This is a genomic window from Bacillus cereus group sp. BfR-BA-01349 (genome assembly GCF_022663795.1).
Lineage (GTDB): Bacteria > Bacillota > Bacilli > Bacillales > Bacillaceae_G > Bacillus_A > Bacillus_A cereus.
Map to the genome: position 1 here is coordinate 1 of NZ_JAKUGE010000061.1, position 20649 is coordinate 20649.

Here is a 20649-nt window from a genome sequence, read left to right on the forward strand (position 1 = left end):
CATCAATGTCACGTAGATTTACACTCAGGTAAGTTGGATTGATAAATGGAGAGCCGTATACTTGGAGACAAGTACGTACGGTTCGGGGGGGGAGTACATGGAAACCTATCATAGAAATATGATAAGGCGCTGGGTACTTACCCTACTATCATTTATTTGTGGATAATGAATATCATTATCAATTGTAAAGATTATATATGATAGGGGATATTATTTTGAAAAAAAATTACATGAAGGCGCTAGTAGTAGCGACAACATTAGCAATTCCATTTGCTACGTACTCTACTCCAGCATTAGCGGCATTAAAAGTTGAAGCAAATCAATCGGTAGCAGCAGCGAGTGATCGCACGTATGATACTGAGATTAAAATATATAAGGACCAAAAAGATGAGCCATCTATGGTTTCTCAATATATAAAAGATCCTAAAGTAACGATTGCAGCTGGCAAAAAAATTGTCACTGTAACAATGCAAGATAGTGATTATTTTCAATATCTTAGAATAGAAGATAGAAACCAGCCTGGTGTATTTCATGATGTGAAGGTTTTGTCAGAAGATAAGAGGAAGAATGGAACGAAAGTAGTTCAATTTGAAATTGGTGAGTTTGAGAAGAAGCACAATATGCAAATGCATATACTTATTCCAGCTATTGGATATGATCACAAATATCAAGTTCAATTTGAAATTAAAGATCCAACTGTAGGTAACAAAGAAACAGAGAAACCAGATGATAACTCTAATTCAGGCAATACGGAAACGGATAATCCAGTTGATAATCAAAATATGATAACAGATAACAAATTAAGAGAACTTGTGAATAAAAAAGTATTTAATAGAAAAGATTTAAATACACCAATTACGAAAGAAGAGTTATTACAAGTAAAGGATTTGTTTTTAAATACGAATGAGATACTTGATTATAGTGCATTAAAATATATGCCAAATTTAAAATCTTTAACAGTTGCGAATGCGAAGATAAAAGATCCGTCGTTCTTTGCGAACTTAAAGCAATTAAGTCATTTAGCTTTGCGTGGTAATGAATTTTCAGATGTAACGCCACTTGTTAAGATGGATAATTTAGAATCTCTTGATTTAAGTAATAATAAAATTACAAACGTTGCACCACTAACTGAAATGAAAAATGTAAAAAGTTTATTTCTATCAGGCAACCAAATAGAAGATGTAACAGCATTAGCGAAAATGGAACAACTAGATTACTTGAATTTAGCAAATAATAAAATTACGAACGTTGCTCCATTAAGCGCTTTGAAAAATGTAACATACTTAACTTTAGCAGGTAATCAAATTGAAGATATTAAAGCGTTATATTCATTACCTTTAACAGACTTAGTATTAACACGTAATAAAGTTAAAGATTTATCCGGCATTGAGCAAATGAAGCAATTAGAAGAATTGTGGATCGGGAAAAATGAAATAAAAGATGTTACTCCTCTAAGTAAGATGACACAGTTAAAACAATTACACTTACCTAACAATGAGTTAAAGGATATTACGCCATTATCAAGTTTAGTAAACTTACAAAAGCTTGATTTAGAAGCGAATTATATTTCAGACTTATCACCAGTTAGTAATTTGAAAAAATTAGTATTTCTAAGTTTTGTTGCAAATGAAATTCGTGATGTCCGACCAGTTATAGAACTAAGTAAGACGACTTATATTAATGTCCAAAATCAAAAAGTATTTTTAGAGGAAACAGAAGTAAATAAAGAAATAAAAGTACCTATATATGAAAAAAATGGTGAAGTTTCTACGAGAATCCGTCTGAAGAGCGATAATGGTACGTATAGTAATGGCGTAGTGAAATGGAGTACACCAGGTGAGAAAATATATGAATTTGGTGTGAAAGATCCATTCGCGGATACAGGAATTTTCTTTACAGGGTCTGTTATTCAAAATGTAGTAGAAAGTAAAGACGGTAATACGTCTAAAGAAGATGAGAAAACAGAAGTGGTAGAATTTAAAGATGTACCAAAAGGACATTGGTCAGAAGAAGCAATTAATTACTTAGCGAAAGAAAAATTATTTATAGGCTATGGAAATGGTGAATTTGGATTTGGTGATAACATTACTCGTGGACAAGTAGCTCTTCTAATACAAAGGTATTTAAAATTAGAAAATAATCTAGTACCAAAAACGGCATTTACAGATACGAAAGGAAATATGTATGAAACGGCTATTGATGCAGTGGTTCAAGCTGGAATTATGACAGGCTATGGAAATGGTATGTTCCGTCCAGATGGAGTATTAACTCGATATGAAATGTCAGTAGTATTACAAAGAGTATTTCAGTTAAAAGAAAATGAAAATAGTGCAGAGAATTTTAAAGATATACCAAATGGCCATTGGGCGAAAGGATATGTGAAAGCTTTAGTGGATAATAAAATATCAAAAGGCGACGGGGAAGGGAATTTTTTAGGAGATAATTTCGTAACACGTGAACAATATGCACATTTTTTATATAATGCAATAAAGAAATAAAGTGAAACTTTAATCAGTGGGGGGTTTGTTCATTCCCCACTGATTATTAGCCCTCACTAATCGGGCTGCCCGTTAATGCGGAATAAAAAATGAGGAAAATACGCTATTCTTTAATTAAAGAGTAGCGTATTTTTTATGTACAAAATGAAATAGGAAATAGATAGGAGTATAGACATATGAATAGCCTATTTTAAAGAAGAACCACGAAACTATATTGACAAAAAAGCGTTCTCATGTGATAATTCAATTAATTTTTAGAATAATCAAAAATATTCCTTTTACATAGAAAGGATTCGAACCTTATATGAATATTATGCCGGGGGTGACGAAATGTTATTTTTTCTGAAGAAATGGAATGAATTAAAAGATGTGAAATCTGAATTGGCACTTCGTGATTGGTTTTATGGTACCAAAATTAGCTTATCGCTATGTACGTCAAAAGAGCCGTTAACATTCTTAGTAAATGTTGAGGGAAGAGATAAAGGGCTATTTTCGGAAGAAGATTTTATTGTCGTAAATTGCATGTGCGAGTCAGTATTTGAAAATGAAGAAAAACCAGCTGCAGAGTCATTTATGCATGCGGATATTTATAAAAAAAGTAGTGCAGGATGTATTTTACAAGTGCAGACTGTAGATAGTCATTTAATATCAGAGTTATATGGGGAAGAAGGAGAAGTAACGTTCGATAAACGCAGTGTGGAGCGTGTTTTCGGAAAAGAAGGTATAACAGAAATGACAATTCCAATTGTAGAAGATGAAAAAAAATTCGCTGATTTATTAGAAAGGAATGTTCCGAATTTCATTGAAGGTGGAGGAGTAGTTCTTGTTCATAATTACGGCATGATTGTGTGGGGAAAAACGCCAGAAGAGGCGAAAAAATGGCTAGAGGGTATAGAATATTTAATGAACTATCATGTAAAGTTATTAATGATTAAGGGGGCAAGGAGCTCTGTTATATAAAAATGGATGTGATATAGCTACAAGTTAATAAATAAATGAAAGCGTTTTAAAAAATAATTTCACTCATAAAATATAGGTCTCCTTATTATATATAGATTACATGTTGACATGTAAGGAGGAACATATTTTGCGAGTTAAATATCATTTTCTGCCAAAGCAGCAAGTAACATTTTGCAAAATAAATGATTCTGGTGAAGAGGCACTGCAAATGATGAACGAAACGGGATTTCGAGCCATCCCGGTATTAGCAGAAGATGAGAAGAAATTCACAGGGATTATTTATAAAGTAGATTTATTAGGAAAAAAATGCAATAGCGGATTAGAGCATGTAAGTGCAGGAGATATGCTCGATGATTCTAATGCATTTATTTTTGAAAAGGATTCCTTCTTCAGAGCTTTTTATGTAATTCGTCGGCTTCCGTTTTTAGCCGTGCTAAATGATTATAATGAATTTGTCGGTATGTTAACGCATTCGAATATATTTGATGTTATTGAAGATTCATTTGGTATGCGAACAGGTGGTTATATATTAACAATTGCAACACAAGATTGTAAGGGAACGATTAAAGAGCTTGGGACATTGTTAAAAGCATATAATATCGGTGGCCTATTTACGCTAGATAACGGTGATCAATATATCCGCCGCGTTATTGTAAATATATCAGATGAGTTAGATGAAACAAAATTAAAGCAATTAATCGGAAAAATAGAGAAAAAAGGATTCAGAGTGAGTCATGTAGATTATATTTAAGTTAAAAAGAAAAGTACCTATCTGTTATATATAGATAGGTACTTTTTTGTCCCGCTATTTGTGGGCAGTAAGATCTTCGCCTCAAAATTCAGCGCAAGCAAAGAAGTTAAGTGGGGGCGGACTGCCCGTAAAAGCCCAATTGGTGAGGGCTGATTATATGTGAGTAATGAACTTTATTTTGAAACAGGAGGCGGGGATAATGCTAGATCAGATAAGAAAATAAAGTCTGCATGCTCACGAATTTTAGGGATAGAAGTTTCAATAACGCGTGATGTAATTTCACCTGGGGGGCCCACATGCCCGATAGCTACCATAATAGGTTTTTCTTGAATTTTTTTGATGAGTAATTGGGCTTGTTTTGAAATATGCCCTGCTGTATATACATCATCAAAAAATAGTTGGTTTTCAATAATAGGAACTCCTAATTCTTTTCCGATTTTTGGGACGACACTATTAGGATTCGTTTTACTATCTAAGTAAAATAAACCGTGTTTTTTACAAGCAGCAAGTATAAGGCGAACAATTCTTTCATCCGCTGTTACTTTTGACCCCATATGATTGTTCATTCCAATTGCATGCGGTACTTCTTGAATCGCTTGTTCAAGTCGGTTGTTTATTTCTTCATCGCTTAAATCAGTTGTAATTGCTTTCGGCCCAAGCCATTCTTTTTTACCTTTTATAGGTTCCATTGGCATATGTATAATAACTTCATGTCCTTTCTTATGGGCAGCTATTGCGTCTTCTTTTGTGGAAGGAAGAAAAGGCATAACAGCAACAGTGAGTGGAATGGGAAGTGATAACATTTGATTAGTCCCCTTCATATTATTACCGAAATCATCAATGACAATAGCAACTTTATTCGTATGAGCATTTGCTTGAATAGGAAATAAGAAAGACGGTAAAAACAAAACAATGATGAATAATGCAATCGTATATTTTCGCATATAAATATTTCCTTTCTATTGTTATCCTGCTATTTGTGGGTAGTAAGACTCCCACCTCAACATTGGGCTGGATAGGTGGGAGATTCACTGCCTACCCGATTGGTGAATGCTAATTATCAGTGGGGGCTGAACAAAAAAACACTGATTAAAGTTTCACTTTATCAATCATCATTATGTTTTGCTTTTTTATATAAATTAAACAAAAAATGTCGAAGAAAAGTAGGTGGAAAATTAAGAATCCCCGGTTTACGTAGAATTTATAAAAAAAGGAGATGGAAAAAATGTCTATTATTGCGAATGTATTTACAAAGATAGAATAATTTGTAATAATTCTCAAAGTGAGGGTAAAGATTTGTAAATTACAGGGAGAAAATGTTAAATTTTATGATTTTTCAAATTTGCATATGATTAAGTAGTTAAAAAAAAGTCAATGGAGAAGTGAAGTTAAGAGCATGGAAGTATAATAAGGGGGATATGGATGTTTACTGTAAAAAGGAAGTACACATTAGAAAAGCTTTCACGTGATATTCATATGAAACGTGAAGAAATGATTCAACTAGGATTAACAAGTGGGCTAAATAGTAGGGAGACAATTCAAGTTAGTCAAGAATTGGACAAGCTTATTTTACAATATCAATGTTATAAAGAAAAACAAACACCGAAATGGTTTTCAATTATAAAAATACCTATTTTCCAAATCGGGTATGAAGGAAAATCAAATAATTTTTGGCGAATGCTTGTGGCTGGTTTTATGAAATAAGTATAATTACCCTTATAGGATAAGGATAATTATACTATGTGTAACGGAATTTCGATATGAACTGTCGTTCCTTCGTTTTCTGTACTGTCGATAAAAATATGCCCATTATACATCTCTACAATTCGTTTACATATGACAAGTCCAAGACCTGTTCCAGTATCTTTATTAGTAAAGAACGGATGAAAGAGGTGTTTTTGAATATGTTGCGGAATCCCTTTTCCAGTATCTGTAATATGCAGTTGTGCGTGTGTTTCATTGTTTTTTACTACAATGGTTAGTGTATCATTAGAAGTCATGGCCTCAATTGCATTTTTGGTAATGTTTGAAACCACTTGTTTCATATGGTCTTTCGAACAACGGATATGAACAGGATGGTCTGGCAAATGTAAATGGAATACAATGTTATGTAAATTCGCCTCAGATTGAATAATTAATGCTACCTCATTTAGAATTGTTCTTACATCATATGTTTGTTCGATGATGGCGGTTGGCTTTCCTAGAATAAGAAATTCACTTACAATTTCATTGATTCGCTCTATTTCTTGTTCAATTACGGAAAAGTAGAACTGATCTTGTTCATCTTTATATTTCTCTTTTAATAGAGCGACGAGTCCTTTAATTCCAGTAAGAGGATTACGGATTTCGTGTGCTGTACTCGCTGCAAAAGTTCCAACTAATTCAATTTTCTGTAGCTCATTTTGTTGTCTTTCAAGTTTTGTTTGACGTTTTAACAACATATATTGAGCAAGCAAAAATAAAATAGACATTAAAAATAAAGTAGCCATACACTCTATTGCAACCCACTGGTATAAGGTTTTTTGATGAATGGGTAATGGAGAAACAGAGACCTTCCAATTCAATCTTTGGAGTGGGGTAGTAAGCATATTAGAATGCGTATCACTTGTGTCGTTATTATCATCGGTTAGAAAAACTACATCATGTTTATCAGTTACCTCAAAATGGTATTGTGGTTTAATGGCATTTAAAGAAGAGGAAATGTAATCAAAGCGTAAACTAGCTAATAATAATCCTGAGAGCTCCTTCTGTTTATTAAATATGGGGGCAGCAATCATAATAGCTTTATGTCCAAGAACGCGATCAGTAATGACTGATGATACAGTGGTTTTTTTAGTTTGGAGCGCGTCTTGAATATATTTACGGTCTGAAACATCTATAGGCTTTGATTCATCTTCAGATGCGATTGTAATGACTCCTTCTGGTGTAGCGTAATATAGACCAGAAAAGCGTGCATCGTTTCCATCTGTATCATGTACAATTTGTTTAATGCCATTTATATTACCAGTCTCGGTGCCTACAACTTTTGCAAGCATGTCTAAAGCAGAAATTGCTTCACCAAGATGATGATCCAAATAATCTCTATATAAAAAGAGAACTGTATGAGCAGATAATTTGTTTTCCTGTTTCATTTTATATGTATGATACGAATAAAATGTAGCACCAATCCCTATTGTCGGTAGGATAACAAGCAATATATATATAATTATGCTTTGGAATTTGACTTTCAAATGTGGTACTCCTTCTTTTTTTATTATCATTATATATAAACTATGTTAAAATTGTCATGTTTTTATTCAAGAATGATTTTTAATATATTAGGGGAGAAGAAATGGATGAGTGAATGCTCATTCGGAATTCACATGAAGTATGAAGTGGTATTTTCTTTTTATTGCTGAGAATTTAAGTGAAGGGTTGAAAGTTGTATGACATCAAATAATGAACGAGAAGATATTTCTCAATCTTTAAAAGTATTTATTGCATTATCTCGTGTACATCGTTCTGTTATGGATACTACAAATAAATCTATACAAAGTAACGGGTTAAATCCAACTGAATTTGCTGTATTAGAACTGCTATATCATAAAGGCGGTCAACCACTCCAGCAAATTGGTGAGCGCATTTTAATAGCTAGTGGCAGCATTACATATGTTGTAGATAAGTTGGAGAAAAAGGGATTAGTAAAGAGAATCCCATGTCCGAATGACAGACGTGTTATTTACGCGCAATTAACTGAGTCTGGCGAGAACTTTATTGCTTCTATTTTTCCGGGGCATGAGAAAGTTATACATCAGTCTTTTGAAATGTTAACGAAAGATGAAAAAGATGAATTACTTGATTTATTAAAAAAAATTGGGAAGTATGAAAAATAATATGTTCCAAAGGAGCTTTGGATAAATAAATCCAAGGCTTTTTTATTTGTAATGAACTCAGGGCAGTCACTGCCGAAATTTGTTGAAAATTAAGAGGGGATTCGAGAATACGTATTGAATTATAATAAAGGTATGTAATGGAGAGGAGGCTCGTTCATGTCATTTAAAGACTATGAATATAAACGCCCAAATATTGAAGAGTTAAAAGAGAAATTTACTGTTGCTTTAGAGAAGTTTGATAACGCAAAAACTGTAGAAGAACAAAAACAAGTCATTCATTCAATTAATGAGATTCGCAACGATTTTGGTACAATGGGAAACCTTTGTTACATTCGCCATTCTGTTGATACGACGGATACTTTTTATAAGGAGGAGCAGGATTTCTTTGATGAATTCTCTCCAGTTGTACAAGGATATGGTACAAAATATTATAAGGCACTCATTAATTCTCCATTTCGTGAAGAATTAGAGGCGTATTATGGAAAACAATTATTTGCTCTAGCAGAATGTGATTTAAAAACATATTCAGATGAAGTCGTGAAAGATTTACAATTAGAAAATAAATTATCATCGCAATATACACAGTTATTAGCATCTGCAAAAATTGACTTTGCTGGAGAAGAAAGAACGTTATCGCAACTGATTCCGTTTATGCAAGGAAAAGAAAGAAGCGAACGTAAAGCAGCAAGTGAAGCATACTACGGATTTTTAGCTGGAAATGAGGAAGAACTAGATCGTATTTATGATGAGCTTGTTAAAGTGAGAACGAAAATCGCAAAATCTTTAGGTTTCAAAAACTTTGTTGAACTTGGATATGCAAGAATGTACCGTACAGATTATAATGCGGAGATGGTGGCTAATTACCGTCAGCAAGTGCTGGATTATATCGTTCCTGTTACAACGGAATTAAGAAAGCGACAACAAGCACGTATCGGTGTAGAGAAGTTAGCTTATTACGACGAAAATTTTGAGTTTGCTACAGGTAATCCAACTCCAAAAGGAGATGCGGATTGGATTGTTGATCATGGAAAGACGATGTATAAAGAGTTATCGGCTGAAACAGATGAATTTTTCAATTTCATGCTAGATAATGATTTATTAGATTTAGTTGCGAAAAAAGGAAAAGCTGGTGGCGGATATTGTACATATATTGAGAATTATAAAGCGCCATTTATTTTCTCAAACTTCAATGGAACATCTGGTGACATTGATGTATTAACACATGAAGCAGGTCATGCTTTCCAAGTATATGAAAGTCGTAAATTTGAAATTCCAGAATATAATTGGCCAACATATGAGGCATGTGAAATCCACTCTATGAGTATGGAATTCTTTACATGGCCATGGATGAAGCTATTCTTTGAAGAAGATGCAGATAAATATTACTTCTCTCACTTAAGTTCAGCACTCCTGTTTTTACCTTATGGTGTATCTGTTGACGAATATTAACATTATGTATATGAAAATCCTGAAGCATCACCGGAAGAGCGTAAGACAGCATGGCGTAACATAGAGAAGAAATATTTACCACATCGTGATTATGAGGATAATGATTATTTAGAGCGCGGTGGTTTTTGGCAACGTCAAGGGCATATTTATAGCTCACCGTTCTATTATATTGATTACACGCTTGCTCAAATTTGTGCGCTACAATTTTGGAAACGTGCAAGAGATAATAGACAAGAGGCTTGGGAAGATTATGTGAATCTGTGCCAACAAGGTGGAAGTAAATCGTTCTTAGAATTAGTAGAAGTTGCAAATTTAACATCACCATTTGCTGAAGGCTGTGTGAAAAGTGTTATTACAGAAATTGAAGCATGGTTACATGCGATTGACGACACAAAATTGTAAAAAACATGCGCTTTTTTTCACATGTTTAACATCGACATAATGGGAAAATGATGAGATAATAAAAGAAAATTCAGAATACTAAAGAGGTGTTTCTAATAAGGAGCACCTCTTTTCACAAACAAAAGGGGGGAACAAGTATGCTTCAATCTAATATGGATGTAAGTTTAGAAAGTTTAGTAAACTCATTACAGTCTACTCGAAGCACGCTATTATCAGAAATTGAAATGTTAAATGACACAGAAGTGAATGTAAAGCCACGCCGTGATAAATGGAGCATTATTCAAATTTTACACCACTTGCATTTAGTTGAACAATCTGTCACGTCTGCCCTTGTATATGCTTTACAAAAAAAGGAAAGAAACATGACTCCATTTAAAGACCTCCAACTTACGCTTGATCGCACACATAAACGAGAAGCTCCTCAGCAAATGCAACCAACAGAAACTTTAATGAAAAAACAGCAAGGAATTCAATTGCTAGAACATTCACGCCAAGAACTATTACACGCGCTTCATAGTGTTATAGATGAAAAAGATTTATTTGAAAATGGATTAAAGCATCCTGTTTTTAATGATCTGAATTTGTATCAATGGGTTCAATTTCTTGATTTGCATGAACAAAGACATCTTACGCAGTTAAAAGAGGCGAAACATGCAATTTTGCAACGCTAAAGTGGAAGAAGTGGGAAACCACTTCTTTTTTGATACGTGCATAGTTTTCTTTCTTATTTTGGAATACTACATGGAGAAAGAAAAGAAGGAGCTGAAAAAACATGTCTAAAAAGAAGCGAGAAGAAGAGCGCGCCTGGAAAGCACGTAAAGAAAATCAACAACCGCACGGAAAAGTGAAAGCTTTTGCTGAATTAGTTGAAGGAACAGAAAAAACGTGATGATTATTTCATCACGTTTTTTGTATGAGTGGAAAAGTTAATAAAAAGGTTGTACCGATTCCTTTTTCACTTATAATATCAATTTTTCCATTCATAGCTTGAACAACACTGAATACGACCATCATTCCAAGTCCAGTACCTTTTTCTTTCGTTGAATAAAAAGGAGAGCCAAGACGTTTTACTTGTTCTGAATCCATACCGACTCCTGTATCTTATATATATATAACTGAATATGCTTATGATCAGGAACCAATGTGAAATAAAGATCACCGCCTTTTGGCATAGCCTCAATGCAATTTTTTTAAATATTTAATAAACATTGATTTAGTTTTTGCTTTTCACCAGCGATAAAAAAAGAAGTGCTTTGCTTTATATAATGAGTACGTACATTTGTTAAATTAGCAAGCGGTGTAATTAACGACAATGCATGTAGTAATTCTTCTTCTAACTGTAATGTTTGTTCTTTTTCAATGCTTGGTTTAGCAAAGGTTAAATAATCTGTAAGAACATGATTTGCTTGTTCGATGCCGTTAATGGCAATGTCGATATATAATTTTCGGTCCTGCTCAGTACAGGTATCTGATTGTAACAGTTGTAAAAACCCTTTCGTTGAAGTTAATGGATTGCGAATTTCATGAGAGATAGACGCTGCCATTTCACCAATTAAATGAAACTTTTCAGCATTTATAAGTTCGTTTTGGAGACGAACTTGAGTTTGTAATATGTGTAGTAAATATAGAATTAGAATCGTACCAAGCATTGAACATAACTCATACACAATAATATGCGGTATATAATCAGTCTTATTTGTAACCTTTGAAAGGAAGAAGGGTATCCAAATAAATCCGTATGTGAGACTGTAGATAATAGCAAGTGTTATTTTTATACGATTAGAAGTTCGATTAAAAAATTTATATGTTAATAGTAGAACAATAAATAGAAGAACAGAACCGATAAGAGATGGGAAAACACCTACCCCCCCTAATAATAAGCGATATATGTTTAATACAACTAAGATAGAACCACCAGCAATAGGCCCTCCCGTTAATGTACCGACAATTAATACAATATGGCGCATATCAAATTGAAAACCATTATTTGTTTTTGCTGCAAATGTAATACAGAGTACGGTAGCGAGGCAACAGAGTACAATGAATAGAGCTGAATTTAATTTAGGAGAGCGTTTCCCTTTTTGATTCCAAAATAAATGATATACGAGCATTGTAATCAGGATGAATAATATATTTAAAAAGAGATAAATAATAAAGGATTTCAGTGGGATGCCTCCTCTCTTCTTAGATTAAATTAATCATACTATAAAATGAAAGAAATGAAATAATAAACAGCAGAAAAATCAGAAATTTTTACGCTAGTATACAATATGTTACAATAAGTTGTGTCAATGAAAGAAGAAATTCCGTGCACCGCGCGGGAGAGGTTCGCGAACTCCCTCTATAAAAAACTATGGAAACAACAATATCCTTAGGTATTGTTTTGTTTTTTTATTGTGACAGTTCAAGAACGTTCTTTCTTCTTATTTATAGTAGAGAAGGAGAATGAGTGAAATGAAAAAAGAAAAAGCAGTTGTTGTTTTTAGTGGAGGACAAGATAGTACGACATGTTTATTTTGGGCAATAGAGCAGTTTGCAGAGGTAGAAGCTGTAACGTTTAATTACAATCAACGTCATAAGCTAGAAATTGATTGTGCAGTGGAAATTGCAAAAGAGCTAGGAATAAAGCATACGGTACTAGATATGAGTCTATTAAATCAACTTGCTCCAAATGCGTTAACGAGAACGGATATGGAGATTACACATGAAGAAGGTGAATTGCCATCGACATTTGTAGATGGACGAAATTTACTCTTCTTATCATTTGCTGCTGTATTAGCAAAACAAGTTGGAGCACGTCATATTGTAACGGGTGTATGTGAAACTGATTTCAGTGGTTATCCAGACTGCCGTGACGTGTTTGTGAAATCGTTAAACGTTACTTTAAATTTATCTATGGATTACCCGTTTGTTATTCACACGCCACTTATGTGGATTGATAAAGCTGAAACATGGAAATTATCAGATAAACTTGGAGCATTTGAGTTTGTTCGAGAAAAAACATTAACATGTTATAACGGAATCATTGGTGATGGTTGCGGTGAATGTCCAGCATGTCAACTTCGTAAAGCAGGATTAGATACGTACCTACAAGAACGCGAAGGAGCGAATAACTAATGGATAACTTTTTTGGATTTCGCATCGTAGAGAATTTGCAAAAAATGGACAAGGATATTCAGCGTAAACAACTCAAATACCATAATAAAAGAGTAATGGTCAGCAAGGAATTTACATTTGATGCAGCACACCATTTACACTGTTATGAAGGGAAATGTAAAAACTTACACGGTCACACATATAAAGTTGTATTTGGAATTAGTGGATATGTAAATGAAATAGGTCTTGCAATTGACTTTGGAGATATAAAAGAAATTTGGAAAAATGAAATCGAAATTTATCTAGATCATCGTTATTTAAACGAAACGTTACCTGCAATGAATACGACTGCTGAAAATATGGTCGTTTGGATTTATGAAAAGATGGCAGAAGCACTAACAAAAGAGAATCGAGTGAACGAATATAAAGGAGCTCGCGTTGAATTTGTTCGTCTATTTGAGACGCCGACTAGTTATGCGGAAGTAAGACGGGAGTGGATGCTCGATGAGTAAAATCCCTGTCTTAGAAATATTCGGTCCGACTATTCAAGGTGAAGGAATGGTTGTAGGGCAAAAAACAATGTTTATCCGTACAGCTGGTTGTGATTATAGCTGTGCTTGGTGTGATTCTGCTTTTACGTGGGATGGATCAGCTAAAGATCAAATTAGACAGATGACACCAGAAGATATTTGGGATGAGCTTGTTGCAATTGGAGGAGAAAATTTTTCTCATGTTACGATTTCAGGTGGAAATCCGGCATTACTGAAAAATATTGAGTTTCTTCTTTCTATATTAAAAGAAAATGGAATGCGAACGGCAATTGAAACGCAAGGGAGTAAATGGCAAGATTGGTTACTTCAAATTGATGAGGTAACAATTTCTCCAAAACCACCAAGTTCAACGATGAAAACAGATTTTCATAAGTTAGATGCTATTATTCAGAAACTAGCAGGAAAAGATATTAGTTTAAAAGTAGTAGTATTCGATGATCATGATTTTGAATATGCAGTTAAGATGCACGAACGTTATCCCAAGGTACCATTTTTCTTACAAGTAGGAAACGATGATACAAAAACAGTGGATGATGCGATGCTTATAAAAAAATTATTAGATAAGTATGAATGGCTGATTGATAAAGCTGTAAATTGTAAAGAGATGAATGATGCAAAAGTATTGCCTCAGCTTCATGCGTTAGTATGGGGAAATAAGCGCGGCGTATAACGAGAAGGGATGTTTAAAATGACAGGAAGATTAGATGAAGATTTAAAAGATGTAACATTACTAGGGAATCAAAATACAAAATATTTATTTGAATATAGCCCAGAAATATTAGAGGTATTTGATAATAATCATCCAAACCGTGATTATTTTGTAAAATTCAATTGTCCTGAATTTACAAGTTTATGCCCGAAAACAGGACAACCAGATTTTGCAACAATTTATATTAGCTATATTCCAGAGCAAAAAATGGTAGAGAGTAAATCTTTAAAGTTGTATTTATTTAGTTTCCGCAATCATGGTGATTTCCACGAAGATTGCATGAACGTTATTATGAACGATTTAATTAAATTAATGGATCCGCGTTATATTGAGGTATGGGGGAAATTCACACCACGTGGTGGCATTTCAATTGATCCATACTGCAACTACGGGCGCCCAGGTACGAAGTATGAACAAATGGCTGACTACCGCATGATGAACCACGATCTATATCCGGAAACAATTGATAATCGTTAATAGAAAGAAAGGGCCCGTATAGTATACAGGCCCTTTCTTTCTATTATATTATGCATTTTGATTAATGACAGTATAGTTTTTATGACTTACAACTGTAAGAGGTTCCATATCTAGTTCTCTAAAATTCTTCATAATTGTTATATCAACAATAACAGAGTTTTGATTTACTTTTTGAACACGGCCTTGCATTCCACCTTTAAATTCGATGATATCTCCAGTTTCTGCGATCTGCATAAGCAACTCTCCTTGTTACAGTTTTCCCAAAAAAAGAATAAATTTGGTTTTTTTATTTCCTCCTATTTTGAACCATATTTCCTACTTTGTAAATGTTTCCAAAGTAAAAATTCGAAAAATATTCACTTTTTGTAAGAAAATATGTAGAAAATCCATGTTTTTTAGAAAAAATAGCAAAAATGCGAGAATCTTTATATCGAGGTATAATGAAAAAGTAGAATAACCTGCTGAAGTGGGAGAAATTAGAGGCGGTAAAATGATGTTTGAATTTGTGGGGAGTGTTATAGCTTTAATTTTATTTTTATTTTCTTATATGCATTTAAAAAAGATTCGTCAATATGATACGAGTACATATTTTGATGGGATGGATGGTATCCATGCTTCGATAACACATGATAGTGGTGGGGAGATGTAAAGGTATATAACTTTATTTTTTTGCGTGGTATGATGTTTAGAACTAGTGCATAATAGAGTTCATAAGTGATGAATGGAGAGTGAAAAGAATGAAGATTTCTTTTATTCGTCATGGTTGTTTAAGTCGTATAAGAGAACCGATGACAATTAATTCATTTCACGAATGGATGAAACGGTATGATTCCGAGTCAATGATACAAAAAGCTAAAATACCGATAGAAACAATAGAGGCAATTGAAGCAGCGAAATTTGTCTTAACAAGTGATCAAAGGCGTGCTGTACAATCAGCAGCTGAATTGACGGATTCTTTATCTTTTATGCAAAATTCTCTTTTTAGAGAAGCTGAAGTTCCTTCATGCTTTTTTGCTCCGAAGTGGTTGAAATGCACAATTAAGGTATGGATGTTCATTGGACGAACATTATGGATACTTGGCTACCATAAAGATGTTGAGTCTTATAAGGAAGTAAGAGAGAGGGTAAGGCAAGCGGCTTACCTGTTACATCGTTATGCTCTCGTACATGGAAGTATAGCTCTTGTAGGTCATAATTATGTGAATGTAATGATTGGTGCCGAACTGAGAGCGATGGGATGGTCTGGTTCTCCTATTTTGCACAGAGAGCCATGGGGATGTACAACATATACGTTTCACGAGGCGATGGATGGAAATATATTAAATACAAATTTAACATAAAAGCACACGATTTATATAAATCGTGTGCTTTCTTTTTAAGATATAGAAATTTTGACGTTTAATGGTTTTACGAGATGAGCATAAGGTTCCCCTACTAGCATAACAATTTCATCTTTTTTATAACCTAACTTTTCGTATAGTGAATAGGCGCGTTTGTTTTCTAAATTAACAAGTAAAGCGATTTTTTTATGCCCTTTTTCAGTTGCATAGATTTCGGCAGCTTCAATTAATTTAGAACCTATACCTTTTCCGCCGTGTGCACTTGAAACTGATAATGTATCAATGTAATACTCATCAAGCTCAGCTTCTTTTTCTAACGTAATTGATTCATCTTTATGTAATGCTCTTAAGTGATGTACAATTGGTGCGTCAAGCTGTGTTGCTTCACTACCGTGATAAGCGACAATAATTCCAACTGCACTCTCGTCTTGTTCATAGACAAAACAGTTTTCGTAGCTCAGACGGTTATTTTCTTTTGAGAACTATGTCTCAAGTCCTAGTAATACTTCTGCTTCAACTGTGCTACCTGTGATTTTTTCAGCAATTTCATGCAGAGCATTATACAATAAAGGAGCTATTGCTATCGCATCTGTCTTTTTTGCTTTCCGAATCATAGTATCCCTCCTAGTTCTATTTGTATATTGTAGCATAGTGGTATGGAACTTTGCATAATTGAATGCCGAAATGTTTGATATAGAGAAGTAGCTATGTTAGTATATGATATTTAGTGGACATATAGTAAAACAATATTGTTTGCGAAATAACGAAAATAAAATCATGGCATAACAACGAGATAAAGTGAAACGTTAATCAGTAAGATTTTTTGTTCATTCCACGACTGATTAGTAGTCAACACCAATCGGACTACCTGCAAATAGCGGGATAAATTTACAGTTGTTGACCTATAGAATATAAGATAAAATAAAATATTGCAGAGAGGTGAAATACATGGATAAAGAATTAGCAAATACAATTTTAGATCAGCTAAAAAATGGTGAAATAAAGGAGTATGTTGTTACGAAAGATGTATTTTATATGTTCAGAGAAGTTGTTGTAAATAGAGAAGACTTTAAGCATTTCATTGGTAACGCACAGCGAGGCGGGCAAGTGATTTATACATATTCAGAAACGCCACGTTCATAAGGGGGAATTTTGATCAGCAGGGCATCTCTCACTGATTAGTAGCCTTCACCAAACGGACGTTTCATGCGGGATAAATAAAAGATAAAGGAGAGGGGAATTATGGGCGATTTTAAACAAGGCATTTTACCACATTGGGATTATATGTGGAAAGATAGAGCCGGCAATCGATTTATGGGAATGGTTATGTATCCAGAGAAACGAAAATGTTCAGCAAAAATGCTTCAGAAAATAAAAAGAGCATATGAAGAAGCAATAGAAATTAAAGTAACTGTACAAGTTCAACATACATATCAGTACGTAGAAGGACTGATTGTATACTTTGATGAAGAGGCTCCTGTATGTACAATGATTGATAAAGATGAAAATCCACATCATATATTTGTAAAAGATATTTTGCGCATTGAGTACTCTGAATAAACTTTTCATAAATAAATTGAAGTTCCATAATAATAATCTTTTTCTATAATAGTTATCTTTTAGTATGTAACGAAAAACGAAAGTATATGTATAATATATTTAATAAGGTAAATTTGATAAATGTAATCGTTTTTTAGAGCAGATTATCGTTTCATATCTGTTCTTTTTTGCGTGATGCTGGAGAAATATATTTCTTCAGCATCTACCGTTTTATGACAAAATATATTATTAACTTTTTTAAAAATAAGGTTAAATTCGTTGACAACTTTTTTGAAAAGCACTTTATTGACATGAGTTTTAGAATGTTGTTTCATAGTCATTGTATTGAAAAAAACGGCTATCATGTCGAAAAGTAAAAGTTAAAAAAAGAAAGAATTTATACATATATCTTGTGTCTTATTTTGAAACGTAATACAATATATAGAGAAATCAAGAACGACATATAGAGAATATAGATTTGAGAGGGAGGGTCGGAAATGTTAGTTGCATATGATTCTATGACAGGAAACGTGAAGCGTTTCATTCACAAATTAAATATGCCGGCCGTTCAAATTGATGAAGATCTAGTAATAGATGAAGACTTTATTCTTATTACGTATACAACAGGTTTTGGAAATGTACCAGAACGTGTTTTAGACTTTTTAGAGCGCAATAATGAAAAATTAAAAGGCGTATCTGCAAGCGGCAATCGTAACTGGGGAGACATGTTCGGTGCAAGTGCTGACAAGATTTCTACTAAATATGAAGTGCCTATTGTATCAAAATTTGAGTTGTCTGGAACAAATAACGATGTAAAATATTTTAAGGAAAGGGTGCGGGAGATTGCGACACATTGAACTGAATAATGAAATCACGCAAATGCAGGACGGTTTTTATCAGCTTCATAAAGATAAAGAGGCATTAGAAGTCTTTATGGAAGAAGCTAGAGAGAATACCGTTCCTTTTAATAGCGTGGCAGAGCGAATGGAGTATATGAAAGAACATGATTACTATTACAACGTTCTGGACGAGTATAGCTTGGAGGAAGTAGAGGAAGTATATAACATCGCTTATGGTGAAAACTTCGAGTTCCAATCTTATATGGCAGCATCTAAGTTCTACAAAGATTATGCGTTAAAAACGAATGATCAAAAACAATACTTAGAAAGCTATGAAGATCGTGTAGCAATTGTGTCATTATACTTAGGACGCGGTGATGTTTCGAAGGCAAAACAATTCGCAAGCATGATTGTAAAACAAAACTACCAACCAGCGACACCAACCTTTTTAAATGCGGGAAGAAGCAGAAGAGGAGAAATGGTGTCTTGTTTCTTGTTAGAGATGGACGATAGCTTAAATTCAATCGGCTTTAACATTAATACAGCAATGCAATTATCGAAAATCGGCGGTGGAGTAGCTTTAAACTTATCTAAGCTACGCGCACGTGGTGAGCAAATTAAAGGTATCGACAACGCTGCAAGTGGTGTAGTACCTGTTATGAAATTGCTTGAAGATTCGTTTTCATATGCGAATCAGCTTGGCCAACGAAAAGGTGCCGGCGCAGTATATTTAAACATTTTCCATTGGGATATTATTGAATTCCTTGATACAAAAAAAATAAATGCCGATGAGAAGAGCCGTATTCAGTCTCTATCAATCGGAATTATCGTTCCAAGTAAGTTCTTTGAACTTGCTGAGAAAAACGAACCTTTCCATGTTTTCGCGCCTTATACGGTTTATAAAGAATATGGCAAGCATTTAGATGATATTGACATTGATGAAATGTACGATGAATTAATGAGCAATCCGAAAGTGAAGAAGAAGCCACTAGATATTAGTGCACGTGATATGCTTATTAAAATCGCTATGATTCAGCTTGAGTCTGGTTACCCATACTTAATGTTTAAATCAAATGCAAATAATCAACATCCATTGAAGGATATTGGAACTGTGAAGATGTCGAACTTATGTACAGAAATCTTCCAGCTTCAAGAAACTTCAGAAATAAATGATTACGGTACAGATGACATTATCCGTCGTGATATTAACTGTAACTTAGGATCGTTAAATATCGTAAACGTAATGGAAAATAAAGAAATTCGTGAAGCAGTTCATGCGGGAATGGAAGCTTTAACAGCTGTTTCTGATATGACGATTATTCCAAATGCACCAACTGTGAAAAAAGCAAATGACGAGCTTCATTCAGTTGGACTTGGAGCAATGAACTTACACGGATATTTAGCAAAAAATAAAATCGCTTATGAAAGTGCAGAAGCGAAAGAATTCGCTCGTACATTCTTTATGATGTTAAATTACTACTCTATTGAGAAAAGTATGGAAATCGCTACAGAAAAAGGCGAGACATTTAAAGACTTCGATAAATCTGATTATGCGAATGGCACATACTTCGAAAAGTATGAAACGACAGATTACAGCCCAGTAACTGAAAAAGTTCAGCAACTATTCGAAGGAATTCATATTCCAACAAAAGAAGATTGGACAAGTTTGAAAGAGCAAGTTCAGAAGAATGGTTTATACAACTCATATCGTCTTGCCATTGCTCCAACACAATCAATCAGTTACGTTCAAAATGCAACTTCAAGCGTAATGCCGATCGTAAGTCAAATCGAATCAAGAACATATGCGAACGCGACAACATATTATCCAATGCCGTATTTATCAAAAGATACGTTCTGGTACTATAAATCTTCTTACGATATGAATCAGTTTAAATTAATTGATTTAATCGCAGAAATTCAAGAACATATTGACCAAGGAATTAGTACAATTCTTTACGTTAATAGTGATATTTCAACACGTGAATTAGCACGTTACTACATCTATGCACATAAAAAAGGCTTAAAGAGTCTGTATTATACGAGAACACGTAAATTAAGCGTGGAAGAGTGTGTGGCTTGTACCGTTTAATATAAAAAGTGAGACATGATGAGCAGGGTTTTCTGAACCCTGCTCATGCTTAGTTATCATATTTAGAGAAGGGGCGA

The 20649-nt window shown here is 33.9% G+C and carries 20 protein-coding genes, 3 pseudogenes and 1 riboswitch; of the genes and pseudogenes, 18 read left to right on the top strand and 5 right to left on the bottom strand.

The genetic code is table 11. From position 1 onward, the window contains the following. Positions 1-197: 197 nt before the first annotated feature. The 3 genes from MR169_RS24340 to cbpA all read left to right on the top strand — a co-directional run bounded on the left by MR169_RS24340 (position 198) and on the right by cbpA (position 4209). Positions 198-2498 (top strand): NEAT domain-containing leucine-rich repeat protein, encoded by a 2301-nt coding sequence (locus MR169_RS24340; protein WP_242320171.1) that lies wholly within the window; start codon positions 198-200, stop codon positions 2496-2498. 330 nt (positions 2499-2828) lie between these two features. Then, a complete protein-coding gene (locus MR169_RS24345) occupies positions 2829-3458 on the top strand; it encodes a class II aldolase/adducin family protein (RefSeq protein ID WP_000896005.1) in 630 nt (209 codons plus the stop codon). A gap of 127 nt (positions 3459-3585) precedes the next feature. Continuing rightward, a complete protein-coding gene (gene cbpA / locus MR169_RS24350; RefSeq protein WP_242320172.1) occupies positions 3586-4209 on the top strand; it encodes a cyclic di-AMP binding protein CbpA in 624 nt (207 codons plus the stop codon). A gap of 173 nt (positions 4210-4382) precedes the next feature. Here the strand turns inward: cbpA and MR169_RS24355 are convergent, their stop codons facing one another. Next, positions 4383-5153, bottom strand: coding sequence for a divergent polysaccharide deacetylase family protein (locus tag MR169_RS24355; RefSeq protein ID WP_001234107.1), 771 nt, complete (start codon positions 5151-5153; stop codon positions 4383-4385). Positions 5154-5631: 478 nt separating this feature from the next. Between MR169_RS24355 and MR169_RS24360 the strand changes: the two genes are divergently transcribed. Further along, positions 5632-5913, top strand: a complete 282-nt coding sequence (locus tag MR169_RS24360; protein WP_000495536.1) for an aspartyl-phosphate phosphatase Spo0E family protein — start codon at positions 5632-5634, stop codon at positions 5911-5913. 29 nt (positions 5914-5942) lie between these two features. Here MR169_RS24360 and MR169_RS24365 read toward each other — a convergent pair whose 3' ends face one another. Beyond that, a complete protein-coding gene (locus MR169_RS24365) occupies positions 5943-7439 on the bottom strand; it encodes a DUF3149 domain-containing protein (RefSeq protein WP_242320173.1) in 1497 nt (498 codons plus the stop codon). Between the two features lie 195 nt (positions 7440-7634). Between MR169_RS24365 and MR169_RS24370 the strand changes: the two genes are divergently transcribed. The 4 genes and pseudogenes from MR169_RS24370 (at position 7635) to MR169_RS24385 (ending at position 10821) form a co-directional block, all read left to right on the top strand. Then, positions 7635-8081 carry a MarR family winged helix-turn-helix transcriptional regulator gene (locus MR169_RS24370; RefSeq protein WP_000203336.1) on the top strand — a complete coding sequence of 149 codons (447 nt, stop codon included), beginning with the start codon at positions 7635-7637 and terminating at the stop codon, positions 8079-8081. A gap of 156 nt (positions 8082-8237) precedes the next feature. Continuing rightward, positions 8238-9932, top strand: a pseudogene (locus MR169_RS24375) (M3 family oligoendopeptidase). A 137-nt stretch (positions 9933-10069) separates the two neighbouring features. After that, on the top strand, positions 10070-10603 hold the full coding sequence (locus MR169_RS24380) for a DinB family protein (protein WP_000941970.1): 534 nt from the start codon (positions 10070-10072) through the stop codon (positions 10601-10603). A 101-nt stretch (positions 10604-10704) separates the two neighbouring features. Continuing rightward, entirely contained in the window at positions 10705-10821 is a 117-nt protein-coding gene (locus MR169_RS24385) for a DUF6254 family protein (RefSeq protein ID WP_000038355.1), read from the top strand. 11 nt (positions 10822-10832) lie between these two features. Here MR169_RS24385 and kinB read toward each other — a convergent pair. Continuing rightward, positions 10833-12043 (bottom strand): annotated as a pseudogene (gene kinB, locus MR169_RS24390) (sporulation sensor histidine kinase KinB). Positions 12044-12249: 206 nt separating this feature from the next. Beyond that, positions 12250-12293: riboswitch (PreQ1 riboswitch) on the top strand. 93 nt (positions 12294-12386) lie between these two features. On the opposite strand from kinB, the gene queC reads away from it, so the two are divergent. The 4 genes from queC to queF are packed head-to-tail and all read left to right on the top strand — an operon-like array spanning position 12387 to position 14765. Then, a complete protein-coding gene (gene queC, locus MR169_RS24395; protein ID WP_000711604.1) occupies positions 12387-13049 on the top strand; it encodes a 7-cyano-7-deazaguanine synthase QueC in 663 nt (220 codons plus the stop codon). Further along, positions 13049-13540 carry a 6-carboxytetrahydropterin synthase QueD gene (gene queD / locus MR169_RS24400; protein WP_000368414.1) on the top strand — a complete coding sequence of 164 codons (492 nt, stop codon included), beginning with the start codon at positions 13049-13051 and terminating at the stop codon, positions 13538-13540. The genes queC and queD overlap by 1 nt, the downstream gene beginning before the upstream one ends. Then, the gene (gene queE, locus MR169_RS24405; RefSeq protein WP_000036297.1) at positions 13533-14249 is read left to right on the top strand and encodes a 7-carboxy-7-deazaguanine synthase QueE; all 717 of its coding nucleotides are present in this window, start codon (positions 13533-13535) and stop codon (positions 14247-14249) included. Before queD ends, queE begins: the two co-directional genes overlap by 8 nt. A gap of 18 nt (positions 14250-14267) precedes the next feature. Beyond that, on the top strand, positions 14268-14765 hold the full coding sequence (gene queF, locus MR169_RS24410; RefSeq protein WP_001986050.1) for a preQ(1) synthase: 498 nt from the start codon (positions 14268-14270) through the stop codon (positions 14763-14765). A 48-nt stretch (positions 14766-14813) separates the two neighbouring features. Here the strand turns inward: queF and MR169_RS24415 are convergent, their stop codons facing one another. Further along, on the bottom strand, positions 14814-14999 hold the full coding sequence (locus MR169_RS24415; protein WP_001165082.1) for a YkvS family protein: 186 nt from the start codon (positions 14997-14999) through the stop codon (positions 14814-14816). A 259-nt stretch (positions 15000-15258) separates the two neighbouring features. On the opposite strand from MR169_RS24415, the gene MR169_RS24420 reads away from it, so the two are divergent. Then, positions 15259-15414, top strand: coding sequence for a hypothetical protein (locus MR169_RS24420; protein ID WP_000461432.1), 156 nt, complete (start codon positions 15259-15261; stop codon positions 15412-15414). Between the two features lie 88 nt (positions 15415-15502). Further along, positions 15503-16105, top strand: coding sequence for a histidine phosphatase family protein (locus MR169_RS24425; protein ID WP_098616840.1), 603 nt, complete (start codon positions 15503-15505; stop codon positions 16103-16105). A 35-nt stretch (positions 16106-16140) separates the two neighbouring features. Here the strand turns inward: MR169_RS24425 and MR169_RS24430 are convergent. Continuing rightward, a pseudogene (locus MR169_RS24430) lies at positions 16141-16719 on the bottom strand (GNAT family N-acetyltransferase). 334 nt (positions 16720-17053) lie between these two features. On the opposite strand from MR169_RS24430, the gene MR169_RS24435 reads away from it, so the two are divergent. The 4 genes from MR169_RS24435 (at position 17054) to nrdE (ending at position 20572) form a co-directional block, all read left to right on the top strand. After that, positions 17054-17248 carry an abortive phage infection protein gene (locus tag MR169_RS24435; protein WP_098616839.1) on the top strand — a complete coding sequence of 65 codons (195 nt, stop codon included), beginning with the start codon at positions 17054-17056 and terminating at the stop codon, positions 17246-17248. Between the two features lie 99 nt (positions 17249-17347). After that, entirely contained in the window at positions 17348-17665 is a 318-nt protein-coding gene (locus MR169_RS24440; protein ID WP_000502196.1) for a hypothetical protein, read from the top strand. A 476-nt stretch (positions 17666-18141) separates the two neighbouring features. Further along, positions 18142-18501, top strand: a complete 360-nt coding sequence (gene nrdI, locus MR169_RS24445) for a class Ib ribonucleoside-diphosphate reductase assembly flavoprotein NrdI (RefSeq protein WP_000959448.1) — start codon at positions 18142-18144, stop codon at positions 18499-18501. Continuing rightward, positions 18488-20572, top strand: coding sequence for a class 1b ribonucleoside-diphosphate reductase subunit alpha (gene nrdE / locus MR169_RS24450; RefSeq protein WP_001215835.1), 2085 nt, complete (start codon positions 18488-18490; stop codon positions 20570-20572). The genes nrdI and nrdE overlap by 14 nt, the downstream gene beginning before the upstream one ends. Positions 20573-20649: the final 77 nt, after the last annotated feature.